The 12,659-nt window shown below is 64.1% G+C and carries 14 protein-coding genes; 2 read left to right on the plus strand and 12 right to left on the minus strand.

What is annotated here, in order from left to right:
- Nucleotide 1 precedes the first annotated feature (1 nt).
- The 11 genes from IY145_RS22195 to IY145_RS22245 all read right to left on the minus strand — a co-directional run bounded on the left by IY145_RS22195 (nucleotide 2) and on the right by IY145_RS22245 (nucleotide 10,326).
- The gene (locus tag IY145_RS22195; protein WP_196410180.1) at nucleotides 2–685 is read right to left on the minus strand and encodes a hypothetical protein; all 684 of its coding nucleotides are present in this window, start codon (nucleotides 683–685) and stop codon (nucleotides 2–4) included.
- 115 nt (nucleotides 686–800) lie between these two features.
- Entirely contained in the window at nucleotides 801–1,211 is a 411-nt protein-coding gene (locus IY145_RS22200; protein WP_196410181.1) for a hypothetical protein, read from the minus strand.
- A 251-nt stretch (nucleotides 1,212–1,462) separates the two neighbouring features.
- Nucleotides 1,463–2,422: a 2-oxo acid dehydrogenase subunit E2 gene (locus IY145_RS22205; protein ID WP_196410182.1), complete on the minus strand. Its 960-nt coding sequence runs from the start codon at nucleotides 2,420–2,422 to the stop codon at nucleotides 1,463–1,465.
- A 5-nt stretch (nucleotides 2,423–2,427) separates the two neighbouring features.
- Nucleotides 2,428–3,153: a hypothetical protein gene (locus IY145_RS22210; protein WP_196410183.1), complete on the minus strand. Its 726-nt coding sequence runs from the start codon at nucleotides 3,151–3,153 to the stop codon at nucleotides 2,428–2,430.
- Nucleotides 3,154–3,172: 19 nt separating this feature from the next.
- Nucleotides 3,173–4,588: a pyruvate dehydrogenase complex E1 component subunit beta gene (locus IY145_RS22215; protein ID WP_196410184.1), complete on the minus strand. Its 1,416-nt coding sequence runs from the start codon at nucleotides 4,586–4,588 to the stop codon at nucleotides 3,173–3,175.
- A 166-nt stretch (nucleotides 4,589–4,754) separates the two neighbouring features.
- On the minus strand, nucleotides 4,755–5,792 hold the full coding sequence (gene pdhA / locus IY145_RS22220) for a pyruvate dehydrogenase (acetyl-transferring) E1 component subunit alpha (protein ID WP_196410185.1): 1,038 nt from the start codon (nucleotides 5,790–5,792) through the stop codon (nucleotides 4,755–4,757).
- Between the two features lie 149 nt (nucleotides 5,793–5,941).
- Complete coding sequence (locus tag IY145_RS22225; RefSeq protein WP_196410186.1) at nucleotides 5,942–6,274, minus strand: septum formation initiator family protein; 333 nt, start codon at nucleotides 6,272–6,274, stop codon at nucleotides 5,942–5,944.
- 72 nt (nucleotides 6,275–6,346) lie between these two features.
- Complete coding sequence (locus IY145_RS22230; protein ID WP_196410187.1) at nucleotides 6,347–7,129, minus strand: PopZ family protein; 783 nt, start codon at nucleotides 7,127–7,129, stop codon at nucleotides 6,347–6,349.
- Nucleotides 7,130–7,319: 190 nt separating this feature from the next.
- Nucleotides 7,320–8,744, minus strand: a complete 1,425-nt coding sequence (locus tag IY145_RS22235; RefSeq protein WP_196410188.1) for a TolC family outer membrane protein — start codon at nucleotides 8,742–8,744, stop codon at nucleotides 7,320–7,322.
- A gap of 127 nt (nucleotides 8,745–8,871) precedes the next feature.
- Nucleotides 8,872–9,594, minus strand: coding sequence for a protein-L-isoaspartate O-methyltransferase family protein (locus tag IY145_RS22240; RefSeq protein WP_196410189.1), 723 nt, complete (start codon nucleotides 9,592–9,594; stop codon nucleotides 8,872–8,874).
- A gap of 270 nt (nucleotides 9,595–9,864) precedes the next feature.
- Nucleotides 9,865–10,326 carry an Rrf2 family transcriptional regulator gene (locus tag IY145_RS22245; protein WP_196410190.1) on the minus strand — a complete coding sequence of 154 codons (462 nt, stop codon included), beginning with the start codon at nucleotides 10,324–10,326 and terminating at the stop codon, nucleotides 9,865–9,867.
- Nucleotides 10,327–10,701: 375 nt separating this feature from the next.
- Between IY145_RS22245 and IY145_RS22250 the strand changes: the two genes are divergently transcribed.
- Together IY145_RS22250 and cysK are read left to right on the plus strand one after the other, a co-directional pair.
- Entirely contained in the window at nucleotides 10,702–11,214 is a 513-nt protein-coding gene (locus tag IY145_RS22250) for an Lrp/AsnC family transcriptional regulator (RefSeq protein ID WP_196410191.1), read from the plus strand.
- Nucleotides 11,215–11,261: 47 nt separating this feature from the next.
- Entirely contained in the window at nucleotides 11,262–12,251 is a 990-nt protein-coding gene (cysK, locus tag IY145_RS22255) for a cysteine synthase A (RefSeq protein WP_196410192.1), read from the plus strand.
- 49 nt (nucleotides 12,252–12,300) lie between these two features.
- Here the strand turns inward: cysK and IY145_RS22260 are convergent, their stop codons facing one another.
- Nucleotides 12,301–12,651, minus strand: coding sequence for a hypothetical protein (locus IY145_RS22260; protein WP_196410193.1), 351 nt, complete (start codon nucleotides 12,649–12,651; stop codon nucleotides 12,301–12,303).
- Between the last annotated feature and the right edge of the window lie 8 nt (nucleotides 12,652–12,659).

Here is a 12,659-nt window from a genome sequence, read left to right on the forward strand (position 1 = left end):
GTCAGCGGGCGGCGATGCGCTGCGGCTGATCGCGGCGCGTCTTGGAGAGCTTTTCCTTGGACCTCTGGCTCGCGGGCTTGTCCGCAATGGGCGGAGCCCCCACATCGAGCTCGCCGGCGAAATAGCGCGTCAATTCGGCGACGATCATCGATTTCACATCGGCGCCCGCAGCGGTGACGACGGTCTGATAGCAAGCGCTCGGGCGCCCGAACTGGGGATGGACTTTTTGATCGATGAACTCATCGCGCCGCTCGATCTCGATCAGCTTCTTTTCTTCGAGCGATTTGTCGATGACGGCGTAGAGGCGCGTTCTGGCGTCGGCTTTGTCATAGTCACATTTGATCGCCTCGGGGCCGAGCTTCGCCATATTGGTTTCGTCGAGCGGCAAGAGATGGATCAGCCGCTCGACCTCGCGCGGGCCGAGTCCGCGCGCGCGCTTGATGAGATCGGCCCGAACCTCATGAGTCTTCGTCTCGCCGAGATCGGCGTTGATCTCGAAAGCCTTCTGCCCCAGGGCGACCTTGAAATCGCCGATCTCGACCGACTGCACCTTGGAGAGCAGCAGGAGGATCGCGTCCGGCCGCTCATAGGCGAAAACCCCGGCGGCGACGCTCGGCGCGCCGAGCGCCGTCACCAGGGTCGCGCTCTTGATGAAATCGAACAGGTTCTTGGCAAAATCGGTCATCGCAATGCTCCGTCCCAAATCTCTTGGCGTTCTATGGCTCGTTTCGAACGCCATGATATTGCGGGACGGGGCTGCGAAATTCTGTGTGTCGGCGCACAAGTCGATGAACGACTTGTTAAGAAATCTCCGACGGTCGACGACCGGAGGCGTGCGGCGTCGGCGGTTCGCGGCGGGTCGCCGCGCTGTCTCGCATCGCGTTTCGCGCGCGCAGAAGATCGATCTCCTTCGAGAGCGGTCCGCCACGATCGAAAGCGAGCTGAGTCAGCGGCGCGATCAAAGTCTGCCGCGCCCCGCCGCCGAAGGCGAATTGCGTGACGCACATCACCGATTCGCCCATCTCGAATATGGAGGTCACGATACAGTCGGGCGCGAGATCGCCGCGATGAACCAGCGATTGCGCCTTACGGCGCAGAGTGGGCCGCATCCTCGCCCGGGCCGGAAGATGATGCGACAGGTCGCGCCAGCCGCCCTGGGCGCCGCGCGAGACATGGTCCATCTCGAAATCTCCTCTGAGCGAAATTCTCATGATCCGACGATCGCCGCCGACCGAATGGTTTCGATTATACGGAAAGAGCCTGTCATCGTCCTGACGTGGGAGCGTATCGGTCGGGAATTTTTGGCGGTTTCGAACGAAATTTGGCGTCACGGCAAGACTATGTGATATTCGCGTGACTTTCGTGAAATATTCGCGTTATGCTTCCGCTACGTAATGGAGAGTAATATTGAAAAGTGAGACGCGGCCGCGGCGTCGATGCGCCACGCGTCTGGCTGCGCCGCTCACGCGAGCATGGCGGCGGGGTGCTCGATCAGCCGCTTGAATTCGGCGAGCAGGGTCGCGCCGAGCGCGCCATCGACGGCGCGATGATCGACGGAGAGCGTGACGCTCATCACCGTCGCCACGGCGGGCGCGCCATTCTTCACGACGACGCGCTCCTCTCCGGCGCCGACGGCAAGAATCGTCGCATGCGGCGGATTGATCACCGCGGCGAAATTCTTCACGCCGAACATTCCGAGATTGGAAACGGCGGTCGTTCCGCCCTCATATTCATTGGGCTTCAACTTGCGCTCGCGGGCGCGCCGCGCGAGGTCTTTCAACTCTATGGCGATCTCGCGAAAATTCTTGGTCTCGGCGTTGCGCACGATGGGCGTCACCAGCCCGCCGGGAATGGAGACGGCGACGCCGACATCCGACGATCTATGCTTCAGCATCGCCGTCTGCGTGAAGGTGACATTGGCGTCCGGGACAGTCTGGAGCGCCAGCGCCATGGCCTTGACGATAATGTCGTTGACCGAGACTTTCCACTCGGGCTCGCCATTGGCGCCCTTGGGCGCGGCGCTATTGTAATCCTCGCGCAGACGCAGCAGCGCGTCGATCTCGCAATCGGTCTGCAGAGCGAAATGCGGGATGGTCCGCACCGCCTCGGTCATTCGCCGGGCGATCGCCTTGCGCATCGAATCATGCGGGACTTCGGTGAAGGAGCCCGGCGCGAAGAGCTGGCGCACCACCGCGTCGGACATGCCGACCAGCGCCTCGATCGCCGGAGCGGAAGAGGCCGCCGCCACGGGACGAGCGCCCGAGCCCAGCGCCGATTTCACATCGCGCTCTATGATGCGCCCATGCGGGCCGGAGCCCTTCAGCGCGGAAAGATCGAGACCGCCTTCCTTGGCCAGCCTGCGCGCCAAGGGCGAGGCGAAGATGCGTCCATCGGCCGATCGCTCGCCTACCAAGAGAGTCATCGTCGTCAGTCCCCAATATTAGAGCCGGTAGGAGGCGGCAGAAGGACCGTTTCGTCCCCGGGTGGGAGAGAAACTCCTTCCTGTCTCGCCCGCGAACGACTAACAATCTTCATCATGTCTTTTACTTCATCAAATAGCGGCTTTGCCTTCTTTGTCATATCGCCTGCGACAAATGCGATGTCACCGAGAAATGCGAAGAATCTATCCGTGCGCGTTCCATACGCATCAACCTCGGACACAAGGGAGTTCAGCCGGTCGAATAAAGCATTTTTCTTTTTTTGAGAAATCTCACTTTCTTCAATAAGATTCCTTATATTTGAAAGATGGTCATGTATCTTTTGCTTTTCCTGCGAATTCAACCTCGCTACACCAAAACCATCGTCGTCAACCGACGCAGAGAATACAGAAATAACATCATCAACTTCGGAAGAAATTGATGCCTCTAAAATTTTTGCCTCGTTAGATATAATGCGGTCTGTTACCTCAGTTACGGCATCCTGAGCTACAGATTGCACCCTATCTGTATCTATAGAAAAATCAACATAAATATCAAACCTACGAATAAACTTTGCATAAAATAAAAATATAGCTACGGCATCCTTCTGTTCCAATTTATTTGGTGAAATTTTTCTGCAGTAAGCGCGCACTGTTCGCGCAAATTGCAAAATTGCGAGTTTTGGATCCCTGGGTAGTTCTTTAGTAAGATCTTGTATAATCGTCGAGTTACTCATGTCTAAAAGTCCATGAAGCTTATCTATAGAGAACGGCCTTCGCCGCCGCGATCACTTCGGCGACGGAAGGCAGAGCGAGCTTCTCGAGATTGGCGGCGTAGGGCATGGGCACATCCTTGCCGGTGACGCGCAAAACCGGCGCATCGAGATAGTCGAAGGCCTCCTCCTGCACGCGGGCGGCGATCTCCGCGCCTATGCCGCATTGCGACCAGCCCTCCTCCACCGCCACGCAACGGCCGGTCTTCTTCACCGATTCGACGATGGCGGGAACATCCATCGGCCGCAGCGTGCGCAGATCGACGACCTCGGCCTCTATCCCCTCCTTGGCCAGCGCCTCGGCGGCCGAAAGACAATGGATGACGCCGATAGAAAAGGACACGAGCGTCACATCCGTTCCCGGCCGCGCGATGCGCGCCTTGCCGATCGGGATGAGGAAATCCTCGAGCATGGGCGTATCCCATTGCTTGCCGTAGAGAATCTCATTCTCCAGGAAGACGACGGGATTGGGGTCGCGAATGGCGCTCTTCAAAAGCCCTTTGGCGTCGGAGGCGTTGGAGGGGGCGACGACCTTCAGCCCCGGCACTTGCGAGAACCAGGCCGCATAATCCTGGCTGTGCTGCGCGGCGACGCGGGCGGCGGCGCCGTTCGGCCCACGAAAAACGATCGGGCAATTGATCTGCCCGCCGGACATATAGAGCGTCTTGCCGGCGGAATTGACGATATGGTCCATCGCCTGCATGGCGAAATTGAAGGTCATGAATTCGCAGATCGGCCGCAGCCCGGCGAAGGCGGCGCCGACGGCGAGGCCGGCGAAGCCATATTCGGTGATCGGCGTATCGACGACGCGGCGCGGGCCGAACTCCTGCAGCAGTCCCTGCGTGACCTTATAGGCCCCCTGATATTCCGCGACCTCCTCGCCGATGACGAAGACATTCGGGTCGCGCCGCATCTCCTCCGCCATGGCGTCGCGCAGCGCCTCGCGCATGGTCATGGGGATGAGAGTCGTGTCGGCGGGGATTTCCGACGCGACGACAGCAGGCGACGGAGCGGCGGGAGCGGCCTTCGGCGCCGCCGGAACCGTGGCCGCCGCGGCCGCGGCTTGGGGAGCGGACGCAGGAATGTCCGGGGCCTGCGCGGGAGCGGGAACGGCGGCCGGCGACGGCGCGGCGGCCTCCGCAGGGCCGATCTCCTCGCCCTCCTCGGCGATGACGGCGATCGGCGTGTTGACGGCGACATTCTCGGCGCCGCCCGGCACGAGAATGCGGGCGAGCACGCCCTCGTCCACGGCCTCCACCTCCATCGTCGCCTTATCGGTCTCGATCTCGGCGATGACGTCGCCGGGCTTGACCTTGTCGCCTTCGTTCTTCAGCCATTTGGCGAGCTTGCCCTGCTCCATCGTCGGCGATAGCGCGGGCATGAGGACATTCACGGTCATGAATTTATCCGCCGAGTGAAACCAAGGCGCAGGCCCCCTCCCTCACCCTCCCCCGCTGCGCGGGAGAGGGGGCGGCGGGCGTGACGCGAACCCTCGATGAAGCGCCGAATCTGCTCCCTCTCCCGCGCAGCGGGGGAGGGCTGGAGAGGGGGCGACAGCGCCTCCCTCATAGAACCACATCCGTCCACAATTCGCTCGGATCGGGCTCTGGATCATTGGTCGCGAAATCCGCCGCCTCGGAGACGATGCGGCGAACGGCGGCGTCGATCTGCTTCAGCTCGTCCTCCGTCGCGCCGCCGGCCAGCAGCCGGGCGCGCACCTGCTCGATCGGATCATGCTCCTCGCGCACGCGCTGCACTTCTTCCTTGGAGCGATATTTGGCCGGATCGGACATGGAATGGCCGCGATAGCGATAGGTCTGCGCCTCGATCAGAAACGGTCCCTTGCCCGCGCGGCACCAATCCAGCGCCTCGCGGGCGGCGGCGGCGACGGCGCGCACATCCATGCCGTCGATCTGCCGGCCGGGAATGTTGAAGGCCGTTCCGCGCATCGAAAAATTCGCCTGCGCCGATGAGCGCTCGACCGATGTGCCCATGGCGTAGCGATTATTCTCGACGATGAAGACGATGGGCAGCTTCCAGAGCTCCGCCATATTGAAGCTCTCATAGACCTGGCCCTGATTGGCGGCGCCGTCGCCGAAGAAAGTCAGCGAGACGGAGCCGTCGCCGCGATAGAGATCGGCGAAAGCGAGGCCGGCGCCGAGCGGGGCCGGCGCGCCGACGATGCCGTGGCCGCCATAAAAATTCTTCTCGCGCGAGAACATGTGCATGGAGCCGCCCTTCCCTTTGGAATAGCCGCTCCGCCGCCCGGTGAGCTCCGCCATCACGCGCCTCGGCTCCATGCCGCAGGCGAGCATATGGCCGTGGTCACGATAGGCGGTGATGAACTGATCTGTGGATTGCGCCGACATTCGCGCGCCGACGACGACCGCCTCCTGGCCGATGTAGAGATGGCAGAAGCCGCCGACGAGGCCCATGCCATACATCTGGCCGGCCTTCTCCTCGAAGCGCCTTATCAGCAGCATGGCCCGATAGGCGGCGAGCTCCTGCTCGCGCGAGAAGGCCAGAATCCCGCCCTCGGCGGCCGCCCCCTCGGCGGCGCCGGCGACATCGGCGAATTTCGCGTTCTTGTCCGCTGCCGGCATGGCCGCCCATCCTCGTCGTCTTCTGACATATCTGGGAGCGAATGAGGCGATGAGCGAGCCCTCGTCCCCTCCCGCATCGCGGCAAGAGCCCCGCCTCCGGCAGAATAGCTCGAGAGCGCGCCGAAAACGAGCGGTCTCGCGAAAGCTCCTCAGCGACGCGCGGGCGGCGAGGACGGCGTGAGAATCACAATATCGTTGCGATGCGCGCGGCCGAGCACGGAGCGCGCCTCCTCGTCCAGAATATCGGCGTCGACGACATCGCCACGCACCAGCGCCAGCTTGCGCTCCCATTGCGCGCGCTCGGCCTTCAGGCCGCCGAGCTCGGCGCGCAACTCGGCGATGCGCTGCTCATATTCGACGCCGGCTTTGAGGCCGCGCTGGCCATTGACCCCGTGCCAGACGAAATAAGCCGCCACGAGCCCCGCCGCTCCGTAGAGCAGCAAGGGGATCACGAAGGAGCGCAAAACATGACGAGCGAACATGCCCGCACTTTGCGCCGAACAGAGTATAAGCGCCGTTAACGGCCTCGGTCTCGCCGCTTCGGCGCGGAGCTGTCAGCGCCGCCCGCGCGCCACCCGCTCGATCTCCGCGCGCACGAGGCGTTCGACCAAATGCGGCAGATTGTCGTCGAGCCATTGCTTGAGCATGGGCCGCAACATGTCCTGCGCGTAGCGCTCGATGAGATCGGCTTCACTGATGACGATGCTCGCCGCTAGCGCCTGGAAATGGGCGCCGATCGACATGGCCGCATCGGTCGAAACGAGCGGTGTGGGCTCGCTGTCATTGGCCGGCTCGGCCGGGCTCGGCTCGACGATGCTCGCGCTCACCGCCTCTTCGGCGATTTCGTCGTCGATATCCTGGACATAGGGCTCCTCTTGCGCGGCGACCGGCTCGTCGAGCTCTTCGTCCACGACTTCCTCGACCGTATCCACCGTCCAGCGACTCTGATCCTCCGACTCTGGCGCGGGCTCGGGCTCGGCGACCTCGGGAGCGGCGCTCGGCCGCATCCAGAAATCGGCGGGCTTCACCGGCTCGACCGCAGGGACAGGAGCAGGAGCAGCGGCGGCCGGCGCAGGCGGCCGCACGGCCACGGGCGCGCGAGCGGCAAGCGCAGGAGCGACGGGCGCTGACGCGATGGGCGCGGGCGGCGCATCTTCGCGCTGGGGCGGCTCGGCCGGGCGCTTCTCCTTGTCGCGCTCGCGCCTTGCAGCCGGCAGGGCGTCATCGTCGGCGATAATGCGCCGAATCGATGCGAGGATCTCCTCCATCGAGGGCTCATGCGACCGGCGCTCGGCGTCGAGCGTCGGCGCATTGATCGAAGCGTTCACTGCGCTCATGAGATGTGCTGCTTCCCGTCTCGCGGCGACGCGGTCTCGCGACATCGTCGCCGCTCGCTCTTCTTGTCCGCTCGGGTCGAGCGTCGAATCGCATCATCCGATGATTCCGCCTTTCGGTAAAACCATGGGGATTGCGCTTACGGGAGTTTGCACACGATTTTTTTACACAAAGCCGCTAACGGCGCGCCGCTCAACGCTGGGCGGGCGTGTCGACGCCGAGCCACAGACCTCTCACCTGCTCGAAATGCGCCGCCGGATCATAAGCGACCACATCGAGATTCAGACTCTCGGCCGACAGGCGCCCGATCGAGCCGAGCGCCGCATAGGAGGCGACGACGCGATCGCGCTGCGCGATGATCAGGCTGACGCGCGCATTGAGCAGAGCATATTGCGCATTCAGCACATCGAGCGTCGTGCGCTGGCCGACCTGCGCCTCCTCGCGCACGCCGCGCAGAGCGATTTCCGCTGCTTTGACAGCCGCTTGTCCGGAGACGATGGAGGCGCGCGCCGTGTCGAGCTGGGCGTAGCTCGACACCACGCTGGCGCGCACGCTGTCGCGCTGCAGATCGGCGTTGAAACGCGCCTGGCCCAATTGCTCTTTGGCCTGGCGGATGGAGGCGTATTCGGCGCCGCCCTGATAGAGCGGCACGTCGAGCCGCCCGGTCGCGGCGGCGGAGAATTGCCGCGTCGAGGGCGAGCCGAGAAACGAATCATATTGCTGCGAGAGCTGCGCGCCGACCGAGACAGTCGGCAGCAGCGCACCTTCCGCCACCTTCACCGCGAGCGCGGCGACATCGACCTGATGCTGAGCGGCGACGACGCCGGGGTGCTCGACGATGGCGACGGTGATCGCCTGATCGAGCGACTTCGGCAGCAGCGCCTCGACCGATTGCGCCGGCTGCAGATTTTTCGCCTCCGCGCCGATGATCTGGCGATAATTGGCGACGCTGGTCTTCAACTGGCCCTGAGCGCCATAGAGCTCGGTGCGCGCTTGCGCGAGAGTCGATTCGGCCTGCGCGACATCGGTGCGCGTCACCTCGCCGACCGCGAAACGATCGCGCGTGCGCTCGAGCTGCTGCTCGAGCACGGCGACATTGTTCTTACGCAGATCGAGCACCGCCGTGTCGCGCAGCACATTCATATAGGCGGTCGCGCCATTCTGCAGGGTCGCCTGCTCGGTGAGCCGCATCCCCGCGCGCGCGGCATAGACGCCCGATTCGGCCTGCCGCACCGAATTGCCGGTGCGCCCGCCATCATAGACCGTCTGCGAGAGGCTCAACGTCGCGCCGCGCGGATAGCCGACATATTCGTCGTACATATAGGTGCGCTGATTGGTCAGCTGATTGCGGCCGGCCGGAATCTTGATGTTGGAGTTCTGCGGCCCGGCGCTGGCCGAAATGCTCGCCCTGGGGCGCATTCCGGCCGCGGCCTTGGGCGCGTCCTCGTCCTTTGCGCGCACATTGGCGCGCTGCTGATTAATGTCCGGATTGCCGTGATAGGCGCGCGCCAGCGCCTCTTTCAGCGTCTCCGCCGCGGCTGCGGACGGGTGAGCGAGGCCCATGGCCAAAAGCCAAAGCCCGAGCCAGGGCGACGGACGCAATTCGACGATACGCATTCCACAAAGACCCGCTCTGGAACAAGGCGCGCCCGACGCTCGACGCAAGCGCAGGGCGAGCCCTTCGGCCTACTCACGGAACACGACGCTCGAAACAGGGCGAATCCAAGACTTTGGATCGAAGACGTCAGAACACGAAACCCGGCGCTTTTTCAAAGCCCTCCAGAACGGGCGCAGCGGCGTCGAACAGCGCCCGCGCGCCAGCCGGCGCGCCGCCGGAGCGATCGAAACGCGTGACGGCCCAGCCGGCGTCCGGCTCCGACCGGGCGATGGCGAGCAGCCGGCCATTGGGGGTGAGCTGCTCGAAGAGACGGTCGAGACCCGCCTCGACCGCGCCCTGGATGACGATGACGTCGAAGGGCGCCGCGCCGGGAACGCCGGCCGCCAGCGGCCCCGCCTCGACGCGAACATTCTCCGCGCCGATGAATTGGAGATAGGAGCGGGCCGTCGCCGCGAGCCTCGAATCGTCCTCGAGGGCGACGATCTCCCGCGCGAGCGGCGAGAGCAGCGCCGAGGAGTAGAAAGTGCCGCCGCCGATGTCCAGCACACGATCGGTCTCGCGAATGTCGGCGTCCTGCAGCAGGCGGGCGAGGACCAGCGGCGGCAGCAGCGAACGCGCCGGCCGGCCGTTCTCGTGGACGAGCGTCAGCGCGAGATCGGAATAGGCGAGCGGGGCGATATCATGCGGCAGGAAAATCTCGCGCGGCACGGTGAGGAAACGCCGCAGGAGCGGCAGGTCCGTCACATCGAAGGTGCGCAACTGCCGCTCGACCATCGTCTGGCGCAGCGCGGCCGTCGCCGAACCCGGTTGCGAACTCGTCTCTGCTTTGAGCTGGGCAGCTTCGGCCATCGACCTTCCGGCGTCGCGCCGGCCTCTCGCGGGGGGTCTCGACGACGGCCGCCGGTCCGCCGCGGGCGCCCCGCCTATTGAAAGACGCCAAAATTCCAAAGAAGGCGTTCGGACGGGCCGGCTCCTCTCGCCGAACGCTTTCGCTTCGCCGGGCTGCAAGAGCTCGGCCGTGCGCTTTATAGGTTCGCGCCGCGCCCATGTCCATGGCGGCCCGGCGTCCTCCCCCGCGATTCCACTCGAGCTCGCCCGCGTTTCCCCTCGAGCGCGCCCTCAATTCCGCTCGAGCTCGGAAATCAGCGCGCCGGCGGGATCGTCCTCGGCGAGCGCGCGCATCTGCGCGAGCGTGCGATTGTCGAGCACATTGGCGATGGCGTCGCGCGCCTCCAGCATCAAGAGCCGCACAGTGCAGCGCGCCTCGTCCTCGCAGTCGTCGCAGCGCCGATAGACGGTGCGGCTCGCGCATTGGATCGGCGCGAGCGGCCCGTCGAGCACTCTGATGACCGCCCCGACGCGAATATCCTGCGGCGAGCGGGCGAGCGTGTAGCCGCCGCCCTTGCCTTTCTTGGAGTGGACGAAGCCGGCGTTGCGCAGCTCGCCGAGGATGGCGTCGAGAAACTTCTTGGGGATCTGATTCGCCGTGGCGATATCGGTGACGAGCGCCGTCCGCCCCGGCTCGAAGCGCGCCAGATAGACCATCGCCTTCAATCCGTATTTCGCTTTTTTCGTCAGCATGGAGCGGCGTCTCCTTGAGTCCGCCTCGTCGGCGTCATGGTGAATTCTTCTACAGCCAGCGGGTTTTACAGCAAAATGGCGCCATTTCGCGCCGATTGTCCACTCGGCCGACGTCGCCGTCCGCGCCGCGCCCAAAGGCGAATTTCTTCTACAGCCTATAAAAATCATCGAAAAAACAGCGCACAAGACCCGAGCGCCGGAACGACGCCGCGAAAGCCCCCTCCCCGGCCCTCGCCCGCGCGGCGTTTCATCGGTTTCGTCACGGCCAGGCCACAGTCCCGGCGGACGGGCTCGGGCTTCGCTTCTTACCTTGACATGTTATAGTATTTTTGTGGACTATAGGAAAATCATTCTCCAACGCCACGGGACGAGCCAATGGACGCCATCGATCGGCATATTCTTTCGATTCTCCAAGAGGACGCCTCTCTCTCGATCGCCGACATAGCGGCGCAGGTCGGGCTGTCGCAGACGCCCTGCTGGAAACGCATCCAGAGGCTCGAGGCGAGCGGCGTGCTGCAGGGCCGTGTCGCCCTGCTCTCCCCCGAGAAGCTCGGCCTCGGCCTCAGCGTCTATGTCTCCATCGTCGCCGGCGAGCATTCCGACGCCTGGCTCGACCGCTTCACCCGCGCAGTCGCCGCCATGCCCGAAGTCGTGGAGTTCTATCGCATGGCGGGCGACGTCGATTACATGCTGCGCGTGGTCGTGTCCGACATGGTCGCCTTCGACGAATTCTACAAGCGGCTGATCGCGGTCGCGCCTTTGCGCAATGTCGTGTCGCGCTTCGCCATGGAGCGCATCAAGGCGACGACGGCGCTGCCGCTGGAAACCGCGCCGCAGATCGCCTTTCCCCGTGCGCGCCGGGTGGCCGAAGAGGCCGTGGCAGGCTAAAGTCAACACAAGCGCGTCAGCGACCAACACCATTCGAGGAGCAACCCATGTCAGAGGCAGTAGCAGCGCCGATTTTCGTCCGATCGGAAAAACCGGGACGCGGCCGCGTCTATGATTCGATCACCCAGACCATCGGCGACACGCCCCTCGTGCGTTTCGACCGTCTCGCCAAGGAGAAGGGCGTCAAAGGCAATCTTCTCGGCAAGCTCGAATTCTTCAATCCGCTCGCCAGCGTCAAGGATCGCATCGGCGTCAATCTCATCGACTCGCTCGAGAAGAGCGGCCGCATCGCGCCGGGCCGCAATCTGCTCATCGAGCCGACCTCCGGCAACACCGGCATAGCGCTCGCCTTCGTGGCCGCCGCGCGCGGCTATCGCCTCATTCTCGTCATGCCCGAATCCATGTCGATCGAGCGCCGGCGCATTCTCGCCGTGCTCGGCGCCGAGCTGGTGCTGACCCCCGCCGCGCAGGGCATGAAGGGCGCCGTGGCCAAGGCCACCGAGCTCGCCGCCGAAAATCCCGACGCGGTCATTCCGCAGCAATTCGAAAATCCGGCCAATCCCGAGATCCATCGCGCGACGACGGCCGAGGAGATCTGGAGCGACACCAATGGCGAGGTCGATTATTTCGTCTCCGGCGTCGGCACGGGCGGCACCATCACCGGCGTCGGCCAAGTGCTAAAGCCGCGCCGGCCGGGCCTCAAGGTCGTCGCCGTGGAGCCCGAGGATTCGGCGGTGCTCTCCGGCCGCCCGCCGGGACCGCATAAGATTCAGGGCATCGGCCCGGGCTTCGTGCCGCCGATTCTCGACCGCACGGTCATCGACGAGATCATCACCATCGGCAATCAGACGGCCTTCGACACTGCGCGCCAGCTCGCCAAATTCGAAGGCATTCCGGTCGGCATCTCGTCGGGCGCCGCCGTCGCCGCCGCGCTCGAGATCGCCGCGCGTCCAGAGGCCGCCGGCAAAAATATCGTGCTGATCATCCCCGACTTCGCCGAGCGCTATCTCTCGACCGCGCTGTTCGAAGGCGTCTGACCCATGCGAGGACGATCCGGGCCGTGGGCCCGGATCGTCACGCAAAGCTTCAGTGCGTATGGGGCTTTTGCGGAGCGGCCTTGCCGCGGCGCTCCAAATGGCGACGGCCGAAGCGGCCGCTCCAATAAGCGACGAAGACGATGAAGAAGTAGATCAACAGCATCCAGGGCCAGCGCTCGCTGGCGCTCTCCGCCTTGTCGGAGAATTTGATCCAGCCTTCGAAGAGATATTCGACGCCGAAGCCGAAGATGAAGGTGAGGATCAGCACGCTCTTCCACCAGGACAGGCGAAAGAAGCCGACAGTGAGCGCGACCATCAATGCGACGACGCCGACGCCATTGATGAACTGCTGCAGAAGCCCTTCGGAAAACAATGTGATCAGGCGAACGACAAAGACCATGCGGCGCC

The sequence above is a fragment of the Methylosinus sp. H3A genome (assembly GCF_015709455.1).
Taxonomy (GTDB): Bacteria; Pseudomonadota; Alphaproteobacteria; order Rhizobiales; family Beijerinckiaceae; genus Methylosinus.

Excerpts from the sequence above, each read along its gene's own strand:
- IY145_RS22205 (WP_196410182.1), bottom strand. The coding sequence starts at position 2,422 with ATGACTCTCTTGGTAGGCGAGCGATCGGCCGATGGACGCATCTTCGCC.
- IY145_RS22245 (WP_196410190.1), bottom strand. The coding sequence starts at position 10,326 with ATGCTGACGAAAAAAGCGAAATACGGATTGAAGGCGATGGTCTATCTG.
- IY145_RS22210 (WP_196410183.1), bottom strand. The coding sequence starts at position 3,153 with ATGAGTAACTCGACGATTATACAAGATCTTACTAAAGAACTACCCAGG.
- IY145_RS22260 (WP_196410193.1), bottom strand. The coding sequence starts at position 12,651 with ATGGTCTTTGTCGTTCGCCTGATCACATTGTTTTCCGAAGGGCTTCTG.
- IY145_RS22215 (WP_196410184.1), bottom strand. The coding sequence starts at position 4,588 with ATGACCGTGAATGTCCTCATGCCCGCGCTATCGCCGACGATGGAGCAG.
- IY145_RS22195 (WP_196410180.1), bottom strand. The coding sequence starts at position 685 with ATGACCGATTTTGCCAAGAACCTGTTCGATTTCATCAAGAGCGCGACC.
- IY145_RS22250 (WP_196410191.1), top strand. The coding sequence starts at position 10,702 with ATGGACGCCATCGATCGGCATATTCTTTCGATTCTCCAAGAGGACGCC.
- pdhA (WP_196410185.1), bottom strand. The coding sequence starts at position 5,792 with ATGCCGGCAGCGGACAAGAACGCGAAATTCGCCGATGTCGCCGGCGCC.
- IY145_RS22225 (WP_196410186.1), bottom strand. The coding sequence starts at position 6,274 with ATGTTCGCTCGTCATGTTTTGCGCTCCTTCGTGATCCCCTTGCTGCTC.
- IY145_RS22200 (WP_196410181.1), bottom strand. The coding sequence starts at position 1,211 with ATGAGAATTTCGCTCAGAGGAGATTTCGAGATGGACCATGTCTCGCGC.
- cysK (WP_196410192.1), top strand. The coding sequence starts at position 11,262 with ATGTCAGAGGCAGTAGCAGCGCCGATTTTCGTCCGATCGGAAAAACCG.
- IY145_RS22235 (WP_196410188.1), bottom strand. The coding sequence starts at position 8,744 with ATGCGTATCGTCGAATTGCGTCCGTCGCCCTGGCTCGGGCTTTGGCTT.
- IY145_RS22230 (WP_196410187.1), bottom strand. The coding sequence starts at position 7,129 with ATGAGCGCAGTGAACGCTTCGATCAATGCGCCGACGCTCGACGCCGAG.
- IY145_RS22240 (WP_196410189.1), bottom strand. The coding sequence starts at position 9,594 with ATGGCCGAAGCTGCCCAGCTCAAAGCAGAGACGAGTTCGCAACCGGGT.